The sequence below is a fragment of the Rhizobium sp. ZPR4 genome (assembly GCF_040215725.1).
In the GTDB taxonomy this organism is placed as follows: Bacteria; Pseudomonadota; Alphaproteobacteria; order Rhizobiales; family Rhizobiaceae; genus Rhizobium; species Rhizobium rhizogenes_D.
Genome location: NZ_CP157968.1, coordinates 1,191,968 through 1,214,390, shown reverse-complemented (window position 1 = coordinate 1,214,390; position 22,423 = coordinate 1,191,968). Strand labels below are relative to the sequence as shown.

At 60.8% G+C, this 22,423-nt stretch carries 19 protein-coding genes; 12 read left to right on the top strand and 7 right to left on the bottom strand.

Annotation, left to right across the window (positions count from 1 at the left end; all coding sequences use genetic code 11):
- Positions 1–34 precede the first annotated feature (34 nt).
- The 8 genes from ntrB (at position 35) to ABOK31_RS25160 (ending at position 9,503) form a co-directional block, all read left to right on the top strand.
- Positions 35–931 (top strand): nitrate ABC transporter permease, encoded by an 897-nt coding sequence (gene ntrB / locus ABOK31_RS25195; RefSeq protein ID WP_349959421.1) that lies wholly within the window; start codon positions 35–37, stop codon positions 929–931.
- A gap of 10 nt (positions 932–941) precedes the next feature.
- Positions 942–1,739: an ABC transporter ATP-binding protein gene (locus ABOK31_RS25190; RefSeq protein WP_075853956.1), complete on the top strand. Its 798-nt coding sequence runs from the start codon at positions 942–944 to the stop codon at positions 1,737–1,739.
- Positions 1,740–1,743: 4 nt separating this feature from the next.
- Positions 1,744–4,194, top strand: coding sequence for a nitrite reductase large subunit NirB (nirB, locus tag ABOK31_RS25185; RefSeq protein ID WP_349959419.1), 2,451 nt, complete (start codon positions 1,744–1,746; stop codon positions 4,192–4,194).
- 10 nt (positions 4,195–4,204) lie between these two features.
- The gene (nirD, locus tag ABOK31_RS25180; RefSeq protein WP_349959417.1) at positions 4,205–4,552 is read left to right on the top strand and encodes a nitrite reductase small subunit NirD; all 348 of its coding nucleotides are present in this window, start codon (positions 4,205–4,207) and stop codon (positions 4,550–4,552) included.
- A gap of 219 nt (positions 4,553–4,771) precedes the next feature.
- The gene (locus ABOK31_RS25175) at positions 4,772–7,432 is read left to right on the top strand and encodes a molybdopterin-dependent oxidoreductase (RefSeq protein WP_349959415.1); all 2,661 of its coding nucleotides are present in this window, start codon (positions 4,772–4,774) and stop codon (positions 7,430–7,432) included.
- 128 nt (positions 7,433–7,560) lie between these two features.
- Complete coding sequence (locus tag ABOK31_RS25170) at positions 7,561–8,592, top strand: CorA family divalent cation transporter (protein ID WP_349959413.1); 1,032 nt, start codon at positions 7,561–7,563, stop codon at positions 8,590–8,592.
- Positions 8,593–8,655: 63 nt separating this feature from the next.
- A complete protein-coding gene (locus tag ABOK31_RS25165) occupies positions 8,656–9,162 on the top strand; it encodes a hypothetical protein (protein ID WP_349959411.1) in 507 nt (168 codons plus the stop codon).
- A gap of 167 nt (positions 9,163–9,329) precedes the next feature.
- Complete coding sequence (locus tag ABOK31_RS25160) at positions 9,330–9,503, top strand: hypothetical protein (RefSeq protein WP_174176370.1); 174 nt, start codon at positions 9,330–9,332, stop codon at positions 9,501–9,503.
- Positions 9,504–9,579: 76 nt separating this feature from the next.
- On the opposite strand, the gene ABOK31_RS25155 is transcribed toward ABOK31_RS25160, so the two are convergent.
- From ABOK31_RS25155 to ABOK31_RS25145, 3 genes are all read right to left on the bottom strand, one after another.
- On the bottom strand, positions 9,580–10,413 hold the full coding sequence (locus tag ABOK31_RS25155; RefSeq protein ID WP_349959408.1) for an alpha/beta hydrolase: 834 nt from the start codon (positions 10,411–10,413) through the stop codon (positions 9,580–9,582).
- Between the two features lie 352 nt (positions 10,414–10,765).
- Positions 10,766–11,770: an alpha/beta hydrolase gene (locus tag ABOK31_RS25150; protein WP_349961300.1), complete on the bottom strand. Its 1,005-nt coding sequence runs from the start codon at positions 11,768–11,770 to the stop codon at positions 10,766–10,768.
- Between the two features lie 251 nt (positions 11,771–12,021).
- Entirely contained in the window at positions 12,022–12,711 is a 690-nt protein-coding gene (locus ABOK31_RS25145) for a DJ-1/PfpI family protein (protein ID WP_349959406.1), read from the bottom strand.
- Between the two features lie 85 nt (positions 12,712–12,796).
- On the opposite strand from ABOK31_RS25145, the gene ABOK31_RS25140 reads away from it, so the two are divergent.
- Both ABOK31_RS25140 and ABOK31_RS25135 read left to right on the top strand, forming a co-directional pair.
- Positions 12,797–13,747 carry a GlxA family transcriptional regulator gene (locus tag ABOK31_RS25140; protein WP_349959405.1) on the top strand — a complete coding sequence of 317 codons (951 nt, stop codon included), beginning with the start codon at positions 12,797–12,799 and terminating at the stop codon, positions 13,745–13,747.
- 140 nt (positions 13,748–13,887) lie between these two features.
- The gene (locus ABOK31_RS25135) at positions 13,888–14,799 is read left to right on the top strand and encodes an acetamidase/formamidase family protein (RefSeq protein WP_349959403.1); all 912 of its coding nucleotides are present in this window, start codon (positions 13,888–13,890) and stop codon (positions 14,797–14,799) included.
- Between the two features lie 4 nt (positions 14,800–14,803).
- Here ABOK31_RS25135 and ABOK31_RS25130 read toward each other — a convergent pair whose 3' ends face one another.
- Positions 14,804–16,546, bottom strand: coding sequence for a cation:proton antiporter (locus ABOK31_RS25130; RefSeq protein WP_174176360.1), 1,743 nt, complete (start codon positions 16,544–16,546; stop codon positions 14,804–14,806).
- A gap of 171 nt (positions 16,547–16,717) precedes the next feature.
- A complete protein-coding gene (locus tag ABOK31_RS25125; RefSeq protein WP_349959400.1) occupies positions 16,718–17,764 on the bottom strand; it encodes an NAD(P)-dependent alcohol dehydrogenase in 1,047 nt (348 codons plus the stop codon).
- A 259-nt stretch (positions 17,765–18,023) separates the two neighbouring features.
- Here ABOK31_RS25125 and ABOK31_RS25120 point away from each other — a divergent pair, with 259 nt between their 5' ends.
- Positions 18,024–18,164: a hypothetical protein gene (locus ABOK31_RS25120; RefSeq protein ID WP_159444792.1), complete on the top strand. Its 141-nt coding sequence runs from the start codon at positions 18,024–18,026 to the stop codon at positions 18,162–18,164.
- A 21-nt stretch (positions 18,165–18,185) separates the two neighbouring features.
- On the opposite strand, the gene ABOK31_RS25115 is transcribed toward ABOK31_RS25120, so the two are convergent.
- Complete coding sequence (locus ABOK31_RS25115; protein WP_350019283.1) at positions 18,186–19,649, bottom strand: DHA2 family efflux MFS transporter permease subunit; 1,464 nt, start codon at positions 19,647–19,649, stop codon at positions 18,186–18,188.
- A gap of 434 nt (positions 19,650–20,083) precedes the next feature.
- Between ABOK31_RS25115 and ABOK31_RS25110 the strand changes: the two genes are divergently transcribed.
- A complete protein-coding gene (locus tag ABOK31_RS25110) occupies positions 20,084–20,857 on the top strand; it encodes a FadR/GntR family transcriptional regulator (protein ID WP_349959398.1) in 774 nt (257 codons plus the stop codon).
- A gap of 24 nt (positions 20,858–20,881) precedes the next feature.
- Here the strand turns inward: ABOK31_RS25110 and ABOK31_RS25105 are convergent, their stop codons facing one another.
- Positions 20,882–22,381 (bottom strand): MDR family MFS transporter, encoded by a 1,500-nt coding sequence (locus tag ABOK31_RS25105; RefSeq protein ID WP_349959397.1) that lies wholly within the window; start codon positions 22,379–22,381, stop codon positions 20,882–20,884.
- Between the last annotated feature and the right edge of the window lie 42 nt (positions 22,382–22,423).

The following is a 22,423-nucleotide window of genomic DNA, read 5'->3' as shown; positions in this document are numbered from 1 at the left end:
TGCTCGGCACTCTCTTCCAAAAAGGATTCGTTCAATGTCCGTAACCGCCCGCAAACAGCAAGCCGCCGTTGCGCAAGCGCCTGCTCCCGCAAAGAGCCATGTCGTGACATTGGCGGCCCGCCCGGCTCGGCGCATCGATCCAGGTCGTATCGCTGTCTCGGTCTTGCGTAGCGTCCTGCCGCCCCTGGTAGTCCTGGTACTTCTGCTTGGTATCTGGCAGTTGCTCTGTGAACAGCCGGGCGCCAGCCTGCCGCCGCCATCGCAGGTCTGGCAGGAAAGCTATGACCTCATCGTCTATCCCTTCTTCTACAATGGACCACAGGATATCGGGCTTGCCTGGCGCGTGCTCGTCTCCCTGCAACGCGTCGCCTATGGCTTCGGCCTTGCTGCGGTCGCCGGCGTGCTGATCGGCGCGGTGATCGGGCAATCGGTCTGGGCGATGCGCGGCCTCGACCCGATCTTCCAGGTGCTGCGCACTGTGCCGCCGCTTGCCTGGCTGCCGCTCTCGCTCGCGGCCTTCCAGAATTCCAACCCGTCGGCGATCTTCGTGATCTTCATCACTTCGATCTGGCCCGTCATCATCAACACGGCGGTCGGCGTGCGCAACATTCCGCAGGACTATCGCAATGTTGCCAAGGTGCTGCGGCTGAACCAGATCGAATTCTTCTTCCGCATCATGGTGCCGGCGGCCGCCCCCTACATCTTCACCGGACTGCGCATCGGCGCCGGGCTCTCCTGGCTGGCAATCGTCGCCGCCGAAATGCTGACAGGTGGTGTCGGCATCGGCTTCTTCATCTGGGACGCGTGGAACTCCTCGCGCCTGCCGGACATCATCGTGGCGCTCGCCTATATCGGCATCACCGGCTTTGTCCTCGATCGTCTGGTCGCAGGCCTTGGTGCCGTCGTGACCCGTGGCATGACGAGCAACTGAGGAGAACCCTATGAGCGCCTATCTGAAGCTCGATCATATCGACAAATATTTCGATCGCGGCGGCCAGCGCGCCGAAGTGCTGAAGGGCATCGAACTCGTCATCGACAAGGGCGAATTCGTCTCGATCATCGGTCACTCCGGCTGCGGCAAGTCGACCCTTTTGAACCTCATTGCCGGCCTGACGCCGGTATCAGCCGGCGCGGTGCTGCTTGAAAACCGTGAAGTCAACGCGCCCGGCCCGGATCGGGCCGTGGTCTTCCAGAACCATAGCCTGCTACCCTGGCTCAGCGTCTACGAGAACGTCAATCTCGCTGTCTCGAAAGTGTTTCGCGGCACCAAGACCAAGGCCGAGCGCCATGACTGGGTGATGCGCAACCTCGATCTCGTGCAGATGGCGCACGCCAAGGACAAGCGTCCCTCGGAAATCTCCGGCGGCATGAAACAGCGTGTCGGCATTGCCCGCGCGCTTGCCATGCAGCCGAAGATTCTTTTGCTCGACGAACCCTTCGGGGCGCTGGACGCGCTCACCCGCGCTCATCTGCAGGATGCGGTCATGGAAATTCACGCTCGCCTCGGCAGCACCATGGTGATGATCACCCATGATGTCGACGAGGCGGTGTTGCTCTCCGACCGCATCGTCATGATGACCAATGGTCCGGCCGCCCATATCGGCGATATCCTTGAAGTGCCGATCCCGCGGCCGCGCAACCGCATCGAGCTTGCCTCCGACCGAACCTACCTCAAATGCCGCGAAGCCGTGCTGAAGTTCCTCTACGAACGCCACCGCTTCGTCGAAGCCGCGGAGTGATATCATGACCCAGAAACTCGTCATCATCGGCAACGGCATGGCGCCAGGGCGCATGCTGGAGCATCTGCTGGAAAAAGCGCCCGGCCTCTATGAGGTCACGATCTTCAACGCCGAACCCCGCGTGAACTACGACCGCATCATGCTGTCGCCTGTTCTCTCCGGCGAAAAGGACTACGAGCAGATCATCATCCACGGCGACGGCTGGTACATCAAGCACGGCATCACCCTCTACAAGGGGCACAAGATCGTCGCCATCGACCGGGCTGCAAAGACGGTCACCTCCGATCATGGCGTGACCGAGAGCTACGACAAGCTTGTGATCGCGACCGGCTCCGTCCCATTCATCATTCCGGTTCCGGGCAAGGAATTGCGCGGGGTCATCACCTATCGCGACCTCGACGACGTGCAGGCGATGCTGCTTGCCGCGCAATCGCGCGAAAAGGCAATTGTCATCGGCGGCGGCCTGCTCGGTCTCGAAGCGGCGGCCGGCCTTAGCCTGCGTGGAATGGATGTCACCGTTCTCCATGTGCAGCCCACGCTGATGGAACGCCAGCTCGATCCGGCCGCCGGCTATCTCCTGCAAAAGGCCGTCGAGGAACGCGGCATCAAGGTCATCACCAAGGCCAATACCAAAGCCATCGTCGGCGACGGCAAGGTCGAGGGGATCGAACTCGATGATGGACGGGTGATCCCGGCCACGCTCGTCGTCATGGCCGTCGGCATCCGCCCCAATATCGGCCTTGCCAAGGAGGCAGGTATCGCCGTCAACCGAGGCATCGTCGTCGACGACGGCATGCAGACCTCAGACGGCTCCATCATGGCGCTCGGCGAATGCGCCGAGGTCGGCGGGATGGTCTATGGCCTCGTCGCACCTCTCTACGAAATGGCACGTGTCGCCGCTTCGCATCTGGCAGGTGAAACCGGCGCCGCCTTCGTGCACTCGGACACGCCGACAAAGCTGAAGGTGACTGGCATCGATCTGTTTTCGCTCGGCGACTTCGCCGATGGCGACGACCGCGAGGAGATCGTTCTGCGGGATGCTGCAGCAGGCGTCTACAAGCGCCTGGTCTTGAAGGACAACAGGATCATCGGCACCGTGCTTTACGGCGAGACGGGTGACGGCGCCTGGTTCAACGACCTGAAGAAGAAGGCAACCGATATCTCTGAGATGCGCGAAACCTTGATCTTCGGCCAGGCCTATCAGGGAGGGTCGCCGCTGGACCCTATGGCGGCCGTTGCAGCCTTGCCGGATGATGCGGAAATCTGTGGCTGCAACGGCGTCTGCAAGGGCAAGATTACCTCGACCATTACTTCCAAGGGCCTGACATCGCTCGACGATGTGCGCGCTCACACAAAGGCTTCAGCCTCCTGCGGTTCCTGCACGGGCCTTGTCGAACAGCTGATGTCGATCACGCTTGGCGATGCCTATAATCCCAAAGCCGTCCAGCCGATGTGCACCTGCACCGAGCTTGGCCACGACGATGTCAGAAGATTGATAAAGGCCAAGGGGTTGAAGACCATTCCTGCGGTTATGCAGGAACTTGAATGGAAGACCTCCTGCGGCTGCGCCAAATGCCGCCCAGCCCTGAACTACTACCTCGTTTGCGACTGGCCGGACGAATATGCCGATGACTACCAGTCGCGCTTCATCAATGAACGCGTGCATGCCAATATCCAGAAGGACGGCACCTATTCCGTGGTGCCACGCATGTGGGGCGGCGTCACCAATTCCGGCGAGCTGCGCGCCATCGCCGATGTCGTCGACAAGTTCGAGATTCCGATGGTGAAGGTGACCGGCGGTCAGCGCATCGATCTGCTCGGCATCCAGAAGGAGGATCTGCCCGCCGTCTGGGCCGATCTCGGCAAGGCCGGTTTCATCTCAGGTCAGGCCTATGCCAAGGGCCTGCGCACGGTGAAGACCTGCGTCGGCTCCGATTGGTGCCGCTTCGGCACGCAGGATTCGACCGGTCTTGGCATCCGCATCGAGAAATTCATGTGGGGCTCGTGGACACCGGCGAAGCTGAAGATGGCCGTTTCCGGCTGTCCTCGAAACTGCGCCGAGGCGACCTGCAAGGATATCGGCGTCATCTGTGTCGACAGCGGCTTCGAAATCCACTTCGCCGGTGCGGCCGGCCTCGACATCAAGGGCACGGAAGTTCTGGGCCTCGTCAAGACCGAGGATGAGGCACTGGAGCATATCGTGGCGCTGACGCAAATGTATCGCGAGCAAGGTCGCTATCTCGAACGCATTTACAAATGGGCCAAGCGCATAGGCCTCGACGAGATCCGCCGCCAGATCATGCAGGATCACGAGAAGCGCAAGGGCTACTACGAGCGCTTCGTCTTCAGCCAGAAGTTCGCGCAGGTCGATCCCTGGTCGGAGCGTGTGTCCGGCAAGGACAAGCATGAGTTCAAGCCGATGGCGACAGTCGGCTTCCCGCAGGCCGCCGAATGAGGAGATTGATATGACGACCTGGCCAAAGGAAACCTGGCATGCAATCGGCGATATCTCGGACATTCCCCTGCGCGGCGCTCGCTGCGTGAAAACTCCGCAGGGCAAGATCGCCATATTCCGCACGGCCGAAAACGAGGTCTTCGCCATCGAGGATCATTGCCCGCACAAGGGCGGCCCGCTTTCCCAGGGGATCGTTCACGGTACGGCTGTGACCTGCCCGCTGCACAATTGGGTGATCTCGCTCGAAACCGGCAAGGCGCTTGGCGCTGACCAGGGCGAGGTGCGAACCATTCCCATCCGCAACGACGATGGCGCTCTCTTCATCGCGCTCGAAAGCCTGATGATGGCGGCGGAGTGAGGATGAGGTTGCGTGGGAAAAATCACCCCCCTCTGTCAGCTTCGCTGACATCTCCCCCACAAGGGGGGAGATTGGCCGGAGCGAGAAGCCACCTTCATCGAACCGAAACGAAGAAATCGGCGATAGTGGCACCATGTGATCTCCCCTCTTGTGGGGGAGATGTCCCCCAGGGACAGAGGGGGGTATTCTCCCAGGCCCTAAGCTTCGCGGGCATGCTCCATGCCCATTGAAACCAAAACCACCTGCCCTTATTGCGGCGTCGGCTGCGGCGTCATCGCCAGGGTCGACGATGACGGCAAGGTCTCCGTCAAGGGCGATCCCGACCACCCCTCCAACTTCGGACGCCTATGCTCGAAAGGCTCGGCGCTCGGAGAAACCGTCGATCTAGACGGCCGTCTGCTCCACCCGGAAATTGCCGGCCGAAGGGCAAGCTGGGATGAGGCGCTTGATCTCATGGCAAAACGCTTCAGCGAGACGATTGCCGAGCATGGACCGGATTCCGTTGCCTTCTACGTCTCCGGCCAGCTGCTGACGGAGGATTACTACGTCGCCAACAAGCTGATGAAGGGCTTCATCAGCTCCGGCAATATCGACACGAACTCGCGGCTTTGCATGTCATCCTCGGTCGCGGGCCATCGCCGTGCCTTCGGCGCGGACACGGTGCCGGGCACCTACGAAGATATCGAGCTCGCCGACCTCGTCATCCTCACCGGCTCCAATCTCGCCTGGTGCCATCCGGTTATCTATCAACGGCTGGCGGCAGCGAAGGCGGCTCGGCCGGCGATGAAAATCGTCGTCATCGATCCGCGCCGGACCATGACCTGCGATATCGCCGATCTGCATCTGGCGATCCGGCCCGATGGAGATGTGGCTCTTTTCCTCGGTCTTTTCGAGCATCTGATCACAAGCAATACCATCGACCAGAATTACATCGCCGAACACACCAATGACTTTGCCGAGGCTTTCACCGCCGCCAGTTCGCTGTCGTTCAACCGCGTGGCTGACCTGACCGGTCTGCCCGCCATGCAGCTTCGCGAATTCTACCGGTTGTTTGCCCAAACCGAGAAGATCGTCACCTGCTACAGCCAGGGCGTCAACCAATCCTCGTCCGGCACCGACAAGGTCAACGCCATCATCAATTGCCATCTCGCGACCGGCCGCATCGGACGGCCCGGCATGGGACCATTCTCGCTGACCGGTCAGCCGAACGCCATGGGTGGACGCGAAGTCGGCGGCCTCGCCAATATGCTTGCCGCTCATATGGCGATCGAGAGCGCCGAGGATCGCGACCGGGTGCAGCGCTTCTGGCAATCACCGCGGATCGCCGCCAGACCGGGATTGAAAGCGGTCGACATGTTTCGCGCCGTTGCCGACGGCCGCATCAAGGCCCTGTGGATCATGGCGACCAACCCGGTGGTCTCGATGCCGGACGCCGATGCCGTCGAGGCAGCCATCAAGGCCTGTCCCTTCGTCGTCGTCTCCGACGTCCTGCGCGAGACGGATACGACGCGGCACGCGCATGTGCTGCTGCCCTCGCTCGGCTGGGGCGAAAAGGACGGCACCGTCACCAATTCCGAGCGCCGGATCTCGAGGCAGCGGCAATTTCTGACGGCACCGGGCGAAGCCAGGCCCGACTGGTGGCAGATGGCGGAGATGGGCCGACGTATGGGATTTTCAGAGGCATTCTCCTTTGCGACGAATGCCGAGATCTTCGCCGAGCACGCAGGCCTCTCCGGCTTCGAGAATGACGGCAGCCGCGACTTCGACATCGGCGCCTATGGCGCGATCGTGCCGGAGGAGTACGACGCGCTACAGCCTTTCCAGTGGCCGCAGCCTGCCGGAGCGCCGCCGAAGCTCACGCGCTTTTTCGCAGCCGGCGGGTTCTATCATCCCGATCGCAAGGCCCGCTTCATCGCCATCGAGCCGCCGGCAAGCGATCGAACCGACAGCCGCTTTCCGCTCACCCTCAACACCGGTCGCGTTCGCGATCACTGGCACACGATGACGCGCACCGGCAAGAGCGCCCGCCTGTCTGGCCATATCGCCGAGCCCTTTGCCGAAATCCATCCGCGCGACGCGATCGAGATCGGTGTCGCGGAAGCGAGCCTGATCGAGATAGAAAGCCCGCATGGCAGGGTGATCGTTCGTGCTTTGGTGACCGAGCGGCAGGCGCGCGGCAGTCTGTTCGTGCCGATGCATTGGAACGATAGCTTTGCCGCCAAAGCCCGCATCGACACGGTGGTCGCCCCGGTTACCGACCCTCTTTCCGGCCAGCCCGCTTCGAAGAATGTCGCGGTCCGTGCGCGGCGCTTCCAGGCATCGCATTATTGCTTCGCGGTCTCCGCAGCAAAGCCCCGCGATCTCAACTGTGCCTATTGGGCGCTCGCCAAGGCCGATGGCGGCTGGCGGACCGAGCTTGCATTCGACAGGACGCCGGACGACTGGATCGGCTGGTGCCGCTCGACATTCGATGTACCAGCCGACCTCGAGCCGCTCGGCTATGCAGATCAGGCTTCCGGAGACCTGCGCCTCGCCTTCTTCGATGGCGAACGGCTGCTTGCCGCTCTCTTCGTAGCCCGCCAGCCGGTTGCGGTAGCGCGAAACTGGGCGATCGCGCAGCTCTCGGCATCGCACAGCGATCTGAGGAAGAGGTTTGCTCTCATCGCAGGCAGACCGGGCGCCGATACCATCGACGCCGGCGCTACGGTCTGTTCCTGCTTCAGCGTGGGCGTCAACCAGATCGTCGCGGCCATTCGGGGCGGCTGTCACAGCGTCGAAGCCGTCGGCAAGGAGCTCAATGCCGGAACCAATTGCGGCTCCTGCCGCGCCGAAATCCGTACGATCATAGACAGCTGTCTCACCGTGACGGCTGCAGAATGAGTGCCTGACATCAGAGACGAGCTTTCATCGCAGACTCCGGTTCCACCTCATCGTCCTCGGTGCTAGAACTATTGAAAATAGCTGCATGATTTCGCTTTCCTTTTACACTCGGGGGAGGATGGGAGCGGATGGAGGTCGAGAGCCAGAAGGTTCAACTCAGCTACGGCGCCGAGCCCGGCATACGTTTCGCCGTCCTTCTCGACGGCAATGGCGGCTGTCGTAACATAGGTGCTGCCGGCCTGCAGAGCTGGAAGCCCGCGGACGGAATACTCTGGGTTCACCTGGAGCGTGACCATGAGGCCGCCGCGGCATGGGTAACGCGAAGTGGCGGTTTCGATCCGCTCGTCGCCGATGCGCTCCTGGAAGATGAATCGCGGCCGCGCGTCGAGCCGGTCGACGATGGCTTATTGATCATTCTTCGTGGTGTCTGCGCCGCCCCGCCCGAGGACGCCGAAGAGACAGCCGAAGATCTGGATCTCGTTCCCCTGCATGCCTGGGTGGACGAAAATCGTGTGGTGACGCTGCGTGACAGCGGCCATTACATCACCGCGCTTCGCGACATTCGCCAGGCGCTGGAAAAGGGCAAAGGCCCGAAGCGCACCGGCGAACTGCTTGCGCTCGTCAGCGATAAGCTCGTGAGGGACCTGGAACCCGTTCTTGATCAAATGGATGAGGAAGTTGACGAGCTGGATGAACTGATCTTCCACGGCGAGGCCGCCGAAGTCCGCGAACGACTGAAGCTGCTTCGCAGGCGTGCCGTGCAGCTGAGACGCTATCTTTCGCCGCAACGCGATGCCCTCAACCGCATCGAACACGACGACGCTCCCTGGCTTGCCGAACGCGACAAGCTTCGCATGCGCGAGGTCATCGACAAGCTGATGCGCTGCATCGAATATCTCGACGCGATCCGCGACCGGACGGGCATCCTGCATGACGACCTTTCGACCGTCATCAGCGAGCGCATCGCCCGCAATTCCAACCGGCTTGCAGCGCTTGCCGCCCTCCTGCTGCCGCCGAGCGTCGTCGCCGGCCTGTTCGGGATGAATGTCGGCGGCATTCCAGGTGTCAACGATACCTGGGCATTCGTCATTATCGTCGTATTGGTCGCGGTCACCTCCGTCGTCACCCTCTATATCCTGAAGCGTATCAACTGGCTTTGACCGCCTGGGAACCGCGCATGTGTCTGCGACGTTCCTAGCTAGTCTGAAGAAGGGATTGATACCATGCGTCGTCAAGCGTGCCTTCTCGCCATCCTTGCCGGGGTCTGCCTGGTGAAACCCGCCGCTGCCGATGAAAGCGGCTTTTTGAAACCACTGAACGGCAGCTGGACGGGAACCGGCACGGTGCTTCGAAAGATTGGTGACTCGCCGATCAATGTTTCCTGCAAGTTCGCCATCACTGTGCCCGGCCCCTCGATTTCGATGAGGGGAAACTGCCGCGGCCTTCTCATCATCAATCGCACGATCTCGGCCCAACTCACGGCAGGCGGAAACCGATATTCGGGCACCTACACCGGCCCATCCGGTGCGACCTCGCAGCTATCGGGCAGCAGACAGGGCGACGTCATCAATCTCACCGTGCGCTGGGCACGCCTCGTCAATGGCGATCGCGATGCCAATATGACGATCCGCAGGCAGGGCAGCGGCCAGCTGACGCTCCGGACCATCGACAAGGATCTGAGCTCCGGCAAATCGGTCGTAACAAGCGAAATCAATCTTCGGCGTCAATAGCATTCCGAGGAACCGTCTCAAGTTGGCCGGAGCGATCATCCGTTAGCCCTTGAGATCGGCGAGGGATGCCAAACGGAACATCAAAGGCGCGAACCGGGCCGGAAGCCCGGATCGCTTGACTTTGCAGACTCCATATGAGAACATAAAGTGAACATATGGAGATATCCATGACCAAGGCAGAACAAGTCATCGAACGTGCAATGAGCTTTGTCGCTGTCTCGAAGGCCCTTCGGGAGCGCGAACAGGAACGGCGCGCCACATGGACGCGCCGCGTTGAAATCAGCCGACCGCTACCGCCCTTGCCGCGCGCCGTTCAGCTCTCGTTGAAACTCGACAGCTGACATGGTGGGGATGGTACAGCACCCGGCAGGCTGTGAAGCGCCCGCCTTTTTGGCGGGCGCATGACCTTCGATATGCTTAGGCCTTGAAGAAGGCCAACAGGTCGGCGTTGATGACGTCGGCATGGGTGGTCGCCATGCCATGCGGGAAGCCCTTATAGACCTTCAGCGTGCCGTTCTTCAGGAGCTTGATGGAGAGCTCGGCGGAGTCGGCGATCGGCACGATCTGATCGTCGTCGCCATGCATGACGAGGGTCGGCACTTCGATCTTCTTCAAGTCTTCGGTGAAGTCCGTTTCGGAGAAGGCCTTGATGCAATCATACTGCGGCTTGGCACCGCCGATCATGCCCTGACGCCACCAATTGCCGATGATACCCTCCGAAACGGCAGCGCCGGGGCGATTGAAGCCGTAGAACGGTCCCGATGGGATATCGCGATAGAATTGCGCGCGATTGGCGGCCAGTGCTGCGCGGAAACCGTCGAACACTTCCAGCGGCAAGCCGCCGGGATTCTTCTCGGACTTGACCATGACCGGCGGTACGGCGCCGATCAGCACGGCCTTCGAAACGCGGCCATGACCGCCATATTGCGCGACATAGCGGGCGACTTCGCCGCCGCCGGTCGAGTGTCCGACGTGGATGGCGCCCTTCAGGCCAAGATGCTCGGTCAGCGCGGCGACGTCGGCGGCGTAGGTATCCATCTCATTGCCAGTCGCCGTCTGGCTGGAGCGGCCATGGCCGCGGCGGTCATGAGCTATGACGCGGTAGCCCTGGCTGAGGAAGAAGATCATCTGGGCATCCCAGTCGTCCGAGCTCAACGGCCATCCGTGATGGAAGACGATCGGCTGGCCCGTTCCCCAATCCTTGTAGTAGATCTGCGTTCCGTCCTTGGTGGTGATCGTGCTGCTGCTCATTGTGTCCTTACCTTTCGAAGTTGATTGCTTTGTAGAGGCTTGTGCAGGTTGAGCGAAGGGGGTGACAGCTGCGGCGGCAAGGCCAAGCCCGGCTGCCATAACGCCCCGACGAGTAGCTTGAGGGATCGACTGGCTCATTTCAATCTCCACTTAAATTTATTGTGCGATTTATTATCGCGACATTTATGTGCTTAACGCCTTTCGATTCCCGTGTCTACACAAAAATTATCTAGCGATTATTTATTGCGATAACTAATTGAAAGACAATGATCGGGTTCTGCAGGCTTACGGAAGCCACATCGGCCATCGAACGAGAGTTTTGAAATCAGACCCGCTTAACTGTGCATAATAATTACTGGATGGGCTTATCGACAAAATGCGCGATCGCGAACTGCGCAACGCGTTCGTTCGACTTCCTCGCATCGTCGAGCCAGAATGGGAAAATCTGCCATTGATGGATCATCCCCGGCCAGACTTCCAGGCTCACATTGCCGCCCGCCTGGCGTACCTTGTCCGCAAACCGCGTGCTGTCATCAAGCAGCGCCTCGCGAGCGCCGACCTGGATCAACAAAGGAGGAAACCCGGAGACATTGCCGTAAAGCGGCGATATGTCGGGATCGGCGAGAGGACGCTCACGCGCGAACGCATCGTGGATGAGGGTCAGCTCGGCCTTGTTCATGAAGGGATCGCTGGCGGCGTTGGCGGCCAGGGAGGGCCCCGTTGCGGCGAAGTCGGTAATCGGGCTCATCGCAACTACGGCAGCAGGAAGCGGACCACTGAGCCTAAGCTGGTTCAAGACGACCTCGATGGCCAGAGTTGCGCCAACCGACTCGCCGGCGATAACGATGTTGCCGGCCTTGTATCCCGATGTCAGAAGCCAGCGATAAGCCGCGATGGCATCATCTCTTTGCGCGGGGAAACGATTTTCCGGCGCGAGACGATAGTCGATCAACAACACGTCGGCTGAGGCCGCCTTGGCGAGCGAACCCGCTATGTTGGCGTGCGTGCGAAGCGAGCCGCTATAGAAGCCGCCGCCATGCAGATAGAGAATGGCACGCCGTCCGATCGGATGATGCAACCGTGCCGGCCAGATCAGATCACCATCCACACCATTGGCGTCGACACGCCGTATCTGGACGCGCGCCGGACCTGGCGTCGATGCCATGAGCTTCTCGAAACCGGAGCGGCGCTGCAGCAGATCGGCTCCGGACGCGCCGCCGCTGTCACGCAAAGTGCCGATCAGCTTCTCGACCTGCTCGCTCGAAGCCTTTGTCTGCGGTGCGATCTCGGAGGTCTCGGCGGCCGCAGCTTGCGATATCGACCCTAAGCCGGCGCCTATCAGAACGGTTATTGCCATGACGAAGCAGGAGATGCAGCGAAATGATCGGAACTCGTTCATCAAATAAGCCTTTTCCCCGCAAGGCTGTGGACGCCATCGTGATACCACGGTCGCAGAAAAGCTATTTGTGTCAAGTATGATGGGCGAGGCAACACTGGAATTCCAATCATCCGCCTGCCCATCATTGCCTCGACACGATCAACCGATGATCGCTTCCCTATCGGTGCTGCGTTTCATTGAGGTGACAGTGCCGGTGGACAAGTCGATACTCATCCAGGCTCATGTGCGGCGGCCGCAAGACGAGCGATGATCGCCTGCCGTGCCGTCCTCGAGCCGGCAAGGCGCTCCCTGGTTCTGGCCAACACCTCGACGCCGGCCTTCTCGGGCAATCCGGAATGAAATGGCGGCTCCGGCGCGTATTCCAACGACAATTGGATCGCTTCGGCTTCCTCCCGACCACGCAAGGCAGCAACAATCGTCAGTCCGAAATCGATACCGGCCGTAACGCCGCCCGCGGTGAAGAGATTGCCATCCCGCACGACGCGCCCCGGCGTGACAACGGCTCCGAAACTCTTAAGGAAATCAAGCGCGTTCCAATGGGTCGTGGCCTTCTTGCCCTTGAGCAGTCCGGCTGCCCCGAGGACCAGAGAACCGGTACACACCGATGTCACGAAGCGGGCTTGGGCCGCCTGTTTCCGGACAAAGCTCAGAACGACCGCATCCTCCAGCAGCGGATTGACGCCGACGCCACCAGGCACGCAGATCACATCAAGCGGCGGGCATTCGGCAAACGTCGTCGTCGGCTGCAACATCAGCTTCGTTGCCGACACGATGGGCGACGCATCCTTCCAGACGAGATGCACCTCCGCATCATCCATCGAGGCGAATACCTCGTAGGGTGCGGTCAGATCGAGTTGCTGGACGCCTGGAAAGGCAAGCAGGCCGAAGCGAATGGTCATGACGTGTCTCCGATGATTGACTTTTCCAAGCCTATGCGACAACGATCTGGCATGTTTGCCAAACCACCGTCATTTCTTGCCAATCATGCGCCACATCGAAATTCTTGCCTTCGACAACGCCCAGCTGCTTGACATCACCGGTCCGTTGCAGGTTTTCACCAGCGCCAACGAGGCGGCGCATGAGTTGGGCCAAGCGAAACCCTATGAGACTATCGTGGTTGCGGAAAACGCACAGACCCAGACGAGCTCGGGTCTCGCGCTCATGACCGCCCCACTCAGCAGTCCCTATACTCCGCTCGACACCTTGATCATCGCCGGCGGCCGGGGTGTCAATAAAGCCTGCGAGAACCTTGGCCTGATCGAATGGCTGCGCCGACGAGCCGCACGCGCCCGTCGGATAGCCTCCGTCTGCAGCGGCGCTTTTCTGCTTGCGGAAGCCGGTCTTTTGGACGGGCGGCGGGCAACGACCCATTGGAACCGTTGCGAAGAATTCGCCAAGCGCTTTCCGCATGTGACGCTCGAGCCCGATCCGATCTTCGTTCAGGACGGGCAGATCTGGAGTTCCGCAGGCGTGACTGCCGGCATCGATCTTTCACTTGCCCTGGTCGAGGCCGATCTTGGCCGCCCGCTGGCGCTTTCCGTGGCTCGCGAACTCGTCGTCTTCCTGAAGCGTCCGGGCGGCCAGGCACAATTCAGTGCGACGCTGAGGCTGCAGGACGGTGGCGAACGCTTCGACCATCTACACGGCTGGATCATGGACAATCTGCGCGCCGATCTTTCCCTGCCGACGCTTGCCGAGCAGGCCAATATGAGCGCACGCAGCTTCTCGCGCCATTATGTGAAAGCGACCGGGCGGACACCTGCTCGCGCCGTGGAGGAAATCCGCATCGAGGCGGCCCGTCGCCTTCTGGAAGAAGGCCTGAGTGTGCATCAGGTACGCACACGCTGCGGCTTCAGTTCGGAAGAAACCATGCGGCGCAATTTCATGCGGAAATTCGGGACGACGCCGCAGGCATTTCGCGATCATTTCGCTTGAGGCCTGTCTGCGGCGGCAGGCATTTGCGCGCGTCCCAAGCAAGGCGGCCATCGTGCACAATATCGTCGCAGCGCTCTTTCCTACACGTGCGGAGTCGTCATAGGCTGATGCGACCGGATTCCACACAAGGCTTAAGCAAAATGGCAATACACCGTTTCGCCCCTACCCATTATCACAATGTCATCGGCTCGCTGCCGCCGGCCTTGCATATTGCCGATGGCGATACCGTTGTCACCGAAACGCTCGATGCTGCCGGCTATGACAAAAACGATATTCGTCAGATCTCCGGCCCAAATCCGATGAACGGGCCGGTCTTCGTCGAGGGCGCGGAGCCGGGCGATTCTCTTAAAGTCGAGATTCTCGCGATGGTGCCGACGCGCGATACCGGCTTTACCCGCAGCGCGGTCGCCGCCAATGTCGTCGATCCGCAGGACGTCCGCATGCTGCCGGCAGGCGAAAAGGCGATCTGGCAGATCGATCGCCAGAGCCTGACAACACGGCTCGCCGAACCCGTGGCCGGTCTCGAATCCCTTACTCTGCCGCTCGCTCCGATGATCGGCTGCTTCGGGGTCGCGCCATCGCTCGGTCAGGCGATATCGACCGCGACCAGCGGCGAGTTCGGCGGCAATATGGACTATCGATTGCTCGGGCCAGGGACGACCATCTGGTTTCCGGTATCGGCGCCCGGCGCTCTCTTCTTCCTAGGCGATTGCCATGCCGTCCAAGGAGATGGAGAGATCGTCGGCACCGGCATCGAGACCACTTTCGAGGTGACGGTGCGCCTCAGCGTCGAAAAGAAAAAGACGATCATCTGGCCACGCGGCGAGACGGCGGAGGATATTTTCACCATCGGCAATGCCCGGCCGCTCGACCAGGCCCTGCAGCATGCCACCAGCGAGATGCTGCGCTGGCTCGGCTCCGATTACGGACTGGACAAAACCGCGGCCAGCCATCTGCTCGGTCAGGTCGTGCGCTACGATGTCGGCAACGTCTTTGACCCCGCCTACACGATGGCCTGCCGTGTCTCGAAATCCTGGCTGAAGTGCCGGTAAAACGTCAGCCGGCATCCTGGGAAAGGTCGCGCCGCTGGCGCGACACATTGCTCTCCTGCCGCTCCCGCGCCATACGGCTAACGGCGGCACGCAATTGTGGGTGCCTCGACATGAAAAGATTGAAGTCGCGTCGATCCAGCACGAAGAGCTGACAGAAATCGACGGCGACGACGTCGGCCGTGCGGCGCGCGCCCGTCAGCAGCGCCATTTCGCCGAAGAAGGCGCCGGCGCCGAGCGGAATCTCGTCATCTTCCAGCTGCACTTCGACGGCGCCCGAAGCGATGAAGAACATGCTGTCGCCGCGATCGCCGGTTCGGATGACGCGGTCGCCCGGCGAAGCCGATCTTGGCCGGAAGAGCAGCAGAAGCTCCTCATGCGCATTGTCGTCCAGTTCGGCAAACATCGGAAAGGTTTCGATGAGCTGCTCGATCTCGAGATGATGCTGGCGGTCCCGCTCCTCGCGCTGCTTGCTGATGGCGGTCAACTGACGGCGCAAGCCTTCCTGCTTCGCCATACCATATTTGTTCGCCAGGAACGGCCAGCGGGCGAACGCCCAGTGCTCCAGCTTTTCGGTGGCGTAAAAGGCGAGCGGATTGAGCGTAATCGACAGGATCGCGCCGGCAAGGATGAGATCCTGCCCTTCCCGCGTCAGCAGCCCGAGCGAAACCCCGAGGCCGGCGAGAATGAAGGAGAATTCGCCGATCTGCGCAAGACCCGCCGCGACCGCAAAGCCGATGCTGGCGGGATAACGCAATAGCAGTACGACGCCGAAGGCGATCAATGCCTTGCCGAGCATGATCAGCGCGAGCACGCCGATAATCATCAACGGTTCGCGGATCAGTACTGTCGGATCAAAGAGCATGCCGACAGACACGAAGAACAGAACCGAAAAGGCATTCTGCAGTGGCAGGGAGTCGGCCGCTGCCCTGTGGCTGAGATGGGATTCACTCATCACGAGGCCGGCAAAGAAGGCCCCGAGCGCAAAGGACACGCCAAATATTTCCGCAGCGCCGAAGGCGATGCCAAGCGCGATCGCCAGGACCGATAGCGTGAACAGTTCGCGCGAACCTGTGCGCGCCACCGAGGTCAGAAGCCACGGCACCACACGCGGGCCGATGAAGATTGCAACAGCCGCAAAGGCTGCGACCTTGAGGAGCGTCATACCGATCGTCAGCCAGATCGAACCGTAAGCGGCGTGACCGCCGGCATCCGCATGACCGCCGAGAACACCGGCAAAGGCCGGGAGGAGCACGAGCGCAAGCACCATGGCCAGATCCTCGACGATCAGCCAGCCGACGGCGACACGACCATTGGTCGAACTCACGAGATTGCGCTCTTCCAGCGCCTTCAAAAGCACGACCGTACTGGCAACGGCAAGGCTGAGTCCAAAGACCACGCCAGCGCCGACACTCCAGCCCCATAGCGAGGTCAAGCCAACGCCGAGCAGCGTCGCGATCGCAATCTGACCAATGGCGCCGGGAATGGCGACGCCGCGTACCGCCAGCAAATCCGCGGCGGAGAAATGCAGGCCGACGCCGAACATCAGCAAGATGACGCCGATCTCCGCCAGCTGCGATGCCAGGGAAACATCGGCGACAAACCCCGGGGTGGACGAGCCTATGATGACGCCGGCTACCAGATAGCCAACCAACGGCGGCAGATGCAGCCTGTCGGCCAGGTAGCCGAAAATGGCCGCAAACACGAAGCCCGCGGCAATCAATGCGATCAATGCAACGTCGTGCGGCACGGCTGTCCTTCCCGTTTCACGGCGTTAAAGCCCGTTTCCCTCTGCGAAAGGCTACCTAGCATCGCTTTTGCCGGGCCGTCTATGGGAGATATGAAAGCTTTGGGAAAACATCGCCTTGCCGAGACACGGGCTGATATCAGGCCCAAGGCAAGGCGATGTGACAGCGAAAGCCTACTGTTCCAGAACGATCTGCAATTTGACGTCTGTCGGCCTGGCTTCGACGGCGCGATCGAAGGCCTTGATGGAATCCTCGAAGGCAAAGGTCTCCGAGATCAAGGGCTTGAGATCGACGCGGCCGGACGTGATCAGCGCGATGGAACGCTCATACTGATGCGCATAGCGGAACACCGTCTCGATGCGGATCTCTTTGGTCGACGCCGTCGAGACGTCGAAGCCGACCGGATTGACCGGCAGGCCGACCGCGACGATGACGCCACCGGGGCGCGGCAGCGCCATGACCGTTTCCCAGGCCTTTGGCGAGCCTGAGCATTCGAAGACGACATCCGCACCCCAACCCTCGGTCAGGCGATCGACTTCCTCGACGAGGCTCTTCTCGCGGATATTGACCGGAATGACGCCCTGATACTGCGCGGCGATATCGAGCTTCGGCTGGGCCAGATCGGCAACGATCGCCCGCGCGCAGCCGCCGGCAAGGGCGGCAACCGCCACCATGATGCCGATCGGGCCGGCACCAAGCACGACAGCGGTGTCGCCGGGCGTAATACGCGCCTTGGTCGCCGCCTGCATGCCAACGGCAAAAGGCTCGACCATCGCCCCTTCTGCAAAGCTGACATTGTCAGGCAGCTTGAAGGTGTAATTGGCCGGATGCACGACGAAGGGCGTCAGCACGCCATGGATCGGCGGCGTCGCCCAGAAGGTGACGGCGGGATCGACATTGTACATGCCAAGCCGGCTCGCCTTGGAATTGGCATCAGGAATGCCCGGCTCCATGCAGACGCGGTCACCGACCTTCAGATGCGTCACGCCGGCGCCGACCTCGACCACGGTGCCTGCCGCTTCATGGCCAAGCACCATCGGTTCGTTGACGATGAAGGGGCCAATCTTGCCGTGCGTGTAGTAATGCACATCCGACCCGCAAACGCCGACCGTATGGATCTTGATCTTCACCTCACCCGGCCCGACCTCCTGCGGCAGATCGATATCGCGGATTGCCAGTTCATGCTGACGCTCCAAAACCAGGGCACGCATCTTGCTCATCGCCTCTTCCTCTTTTCCAAAGCAGCCGGCGTCCCACTGACACAGGGACGAAATCCTTATCCGTTATATCGTGTGGGCCGGTATCATAAAACGATCTTTATGCCCTGCGGATGAAGTTCGATGGCCCTCTTAAGGTCAACAAAACGCTCTTCATCTGCAGAACATTAGAGAATTCTTATTATTTAGCTCGCTATTGCCGATATTGACTGGCGTTCCATTTCTTGCCTTTCTAATAGTTAAGGAGAAGGAGGGGCTCATTATGGCAGTATATGATTGGACCGGTCAGCGCGCCCGCCGGATGAAGATGGTGCGCGCGGCAAGCGTCGCAATGCTTCTGATCATTCTGATGGCGATACCCGCGATATTGCTGCATTATAATCTGATCCAATACCCGTACTGAACGCTTCGAAAAAAGACATCTCTACGCCGCCTTCCTCGTGCTCTGCTTCGGTTTGCGCGAGACGTTGTCGCCTGCCTTGCGGTCAAGCGGCAGGCAATCCAGCACAGCGAGAAGCGCGATGATGCCGAGCAGCACGAAAGCCAGACGGAACTCGATGGCGACGATGCCCCCTACTCCGAGCGGTGCGCTGATTGCCTGCCCGATGCGGATGCCGATGGCGCCAATTGCGATACCCATGCCCATCGTCAGCTGAAAGACGGTGCTGAACAGCGTGTTGGCACCCGTCATCTGCTGGGGCGGGATATCGGCGAAAGCGATTGTATTCAGTGCGGTAAAATGCATCGACCGGCACATGCCGCCGATGAACAGCACCGGCACGATGAACCAGAGGGGCGTGTCGGGCGAAAACAGCGCGCAGGCCGCGATGAAAACGGCATTCAACAGGCCGTTGACGATCAGAACCGGCTTGAAGCCGAAGCGGCGCAGGATGGGCGTTGTTGCCGGCTTCATCGCCAGATTGCCGGCAAAAACGGCGAGCGTCAGCATGCCGGCATGAAAGGCGCTGAGCCCGAAGCCGACCTGAAACATTAGCGGCAGCAAGAAGGGCACAGCACCGATGGCGGTGCGGAACAGCGATCCGCCCGAGATGGTGATGGCGAACGTTGGCAGCTTCAGCCCCGAGAGATCGATGAGCGGATGCTCGGTGCGGAGAAAATGAAAGACGGCGACGGCTAGCAGGACAAAGCCTGCAATCACATAGGTCCAGGCTTCCAGCCAGACCGGATCGGGGCGCCCGATCAGCTCCAGCCCATACATCAGGCTCGCAAGCCCGATGCCGCTGACGGCGAAGCCGATCCAGTCGAAAGGCGGGCGCGCCGTGCTTTTCGTTTCCGGAATGAGCATGAGCGCGAAGATGAATGCCAGAATGCCGAGCGGAAGGTTGAGGAAGAAGATCCAGCGCCAGCTTGCATGGTCGGTGATGAAGCCGCCGAGCGGCGGCCCAAGGATCGGCGCCACCAGCGCCGGCCAGGTGATCGTGGCAATGGCCGAGATCAGTTTGTCCTTCGGCGTATTGTTCAAGACCACAAGCCGACCCACCGGCACCATCATCGCCCCGCCGATGCCCTGCAGGATACGCATCGCGACGAAGGAGCCGACGCCATTGGCAAAACCGCAGAGCACGGATGCAAGTGTGAAGATGACGACAGCTGTCGTGAAGACCAGGCGCGCGCCGAAGCGGTCGCTGATCCAGCCGCTGATCGGAATGAAGACGCCGAGCGTCAGCAGATAGGCGCTCATGCCGATATTGAGGTCGACCGGGCGGGCACCGAAGGAGACGGCCATCTGCGGCAATGCGGTCGCGATGACCGTGCCGTCCAGATTTTCCATGAAGAAGGCACCGGCCACGAGCAATGCAATCAACAGCGAACGAGAGCCCGCCTCCTGCACATCCTCCCTTTGCCCACGCGTGGACATGTCATTCATCGATCAGCTACTCCGAATCCGCCTCGCATCCCGAATGCATTTAACCGGTTCGGTAACGTTTACGATAGGCCGAAATCGCTTCCGCAATCGATTGAGCGATCACGTTTCGCTTAGCAGTCGGGACGCAATTTGATGATCGGGCACGGCTTCTTTCGGTACCCCCGATAAAGCGGCATCCCTGCAAGTTCACAGCCGCAAATTGCTCTCTCAATCCATGCCAGTAGGCATGGACAGGCAAGACATGCTAGGGTTTCGCCGGGACATGCCGCAAAAAGGACGACAGGATCACCGCCGGAACACTATGGAACAGCCTCAAACAAGCCGAGACACCAGCGTGAAGCTCTCCCCAACCGAACTTCAGCCGACGATTGTTCTCACAACGGCGCATCAATAAGGAACGAGAGCCCCGCATAATGAAACATGGCCAGGACGCAATGACCTCTAGGGCTACCCCGGAGTCGAAACTGATCGTAACGCAGTCGCCTTTCGATGCTTTTGTGCGAAAATACGGCACGATTCCGCGACGCGGCGTCTTCGGCTATTTCGTCCACGAACTCGGTCGCCGTATCGTCAGCGGAGACTATCCGGTCGGCACGACATTACCGAACGAGCCCGATCTGGTCGAACAATTCGGCATCAGCCGCACCGTCATCCGTGAAGCGATGAAATGCCTCGCGGGCAAGGGATTGGTGGAAATCAAAACCCGCGTCGGCACCCGCGTCAAGGAACGCTCCAACTGGCATCATCTCGATACGGATGTCATGGTCTGGTACTACGAGACCGGCCCATCGGTCGAAATCATGCGATCGATCAAGGACCTGCGATTGGCGCTGGAGCCTGAGGCGACCGCGCGCGCGGCGCTCCGCCGCACCGAGAGCGATATTGCCGCAATCAACTCCGCTTATGAGGAGATGGCGTCCACCATCGGCGACGTCAACAGCAACGCCGATGCCGACCTGCGCTTTCATACGGCCATCTTCGCCTCCACCCACAATATGATCTATTCGCAGCTGATCGATCTGATCGCCGTCGGGATCTACGCCAATCGCACGCTTTCAGGCCATGAAGACATAGCCGAGGGGCAAAAACGCTCCCTGCCCCTTCACAAGGCCATCCTCGACTCGATCATCGCTCAGGATGCGAATGCCGCCATCACGGCATCCAGAAACCTGCTGGATGCGTGGCTTGCCCGCGATTATGGCTTCTAACGCGCCGCAGCCTGCCCTTCCGGGTTAGTGCGTCATCGCATCCTGGGCATCCGCGTTGGGCATTGACGATCCGCGACCGGCATCACGCGTCACGGGGATAAGCCAGATCGTCGCGCAGGTCGTCAAGGCAACGATGACGACGCCCCAGAAGCTCCAGTGCAGCGCCGCATCGAAGACGTCACGGATCGCAGGATCGCGGACGAGGTCGGAAAGGCCGGTCGGCTGGTTGAGGATATCGTGAAGCCTCGCCGCCAGTTCTCCGCTGCCGTAATGCGCGATGCCGACATTCATGATCGCGCCGAGCGCGGTCGCGCCAAGCGTATTGCCGAGGCTCCGCGAGAAGATGATCGAGGCGGTGGCGCTGCCGCGCATCGACCATTCGACGCTTTCCTGCACCAATACGACGCTGGTGAGACTGATGAGCCCCATGCCGAAGCCCATCAGGAACGAACCGATGCCGGCAATCACCGGGCTGCTTTCAGGCGTCAGGAACAGAAGGAAGAGCGAACCGAAGGGAAACATCAGGCTGCCGGCTCGCAAGGTTGTGCGGATGCCGAAGGTACGGAAGAAGCGGCTTGCAAGCATGACGGCGAGCGGCCAGCCGACGATCAGCATGGTGAGCGTAAAGCCGGCTTCGAGCGGCGAACGGCCGAGCACGCCCTGTACATAGATCGGCAGGACCGTCGTCAGGCCGATCAGGGCCATGCCGGCAAGCAGCGTCGCGGCATTGCTGGTTGCGATCAGTCGCCTGCTCCAAAGCGCGATCGAGATGATCGGCTCCGGCGCCCGCCGCTCCTGCCACAGGAACAGGATGCCGGTGACGACAAAAACAATCGCCAGGGGACAGAGAACGGCAAAGCCCGCATCGGTCTCCGTCAGAATGACGAGCAGCGACACGATCGATATCGAAAACAGGACCGTGCCGAGATAGTCGATCTTTGCTTCGCGCGGCGTGATGGACTCGTGCAGAAAGATCATGAAACCGGCGATCGCAAGCACGCCAAGCGGCAGATTGATCCAGAAAATCCAGGCCCAGGAGAGATTGTCGACGATGATGCCGCCGGCAAGCGGACCGATGACGGCGGAGATTGCCCAGACGCTGGCAAGTGCGCCCTGCACCTTGGCTCGCTCTTCCAGCTTGTAGAGGTCGCCAACGACCGTCATCGTGACAGGCTGGATGGCACCGGCGCCGAGGCCTTGCAGCAGCCTGAAAACGATGAGCGAGGCCATTGACCAGGCAAAACCGGCCAGTGTCGAGCCTACGAGAAAGATGATGATGCCGCCGATCAGCATGGGCTTGCGGCCGAAAATATCGGAAAGCTTGCCATAGATGACCGTGGTGGTGGACTGCGCCAGCAGAAAGGCGGAAAAGACCCAGCTATAATAGGTGAAGCCGCCGAGCTGGCCGACGATGCGCGGCATGGCGGTTGCGACGATGGTCGCTTCGATGGCGACCATGAAGGTTGCCAGCATGATCGAGACGATGACCAACGGGCGTCTCGAACGATCGACCGTGCTGGACATGGCATTCCTTTCTGACTGCTGCACCCGAGGCCGAAAATGCAG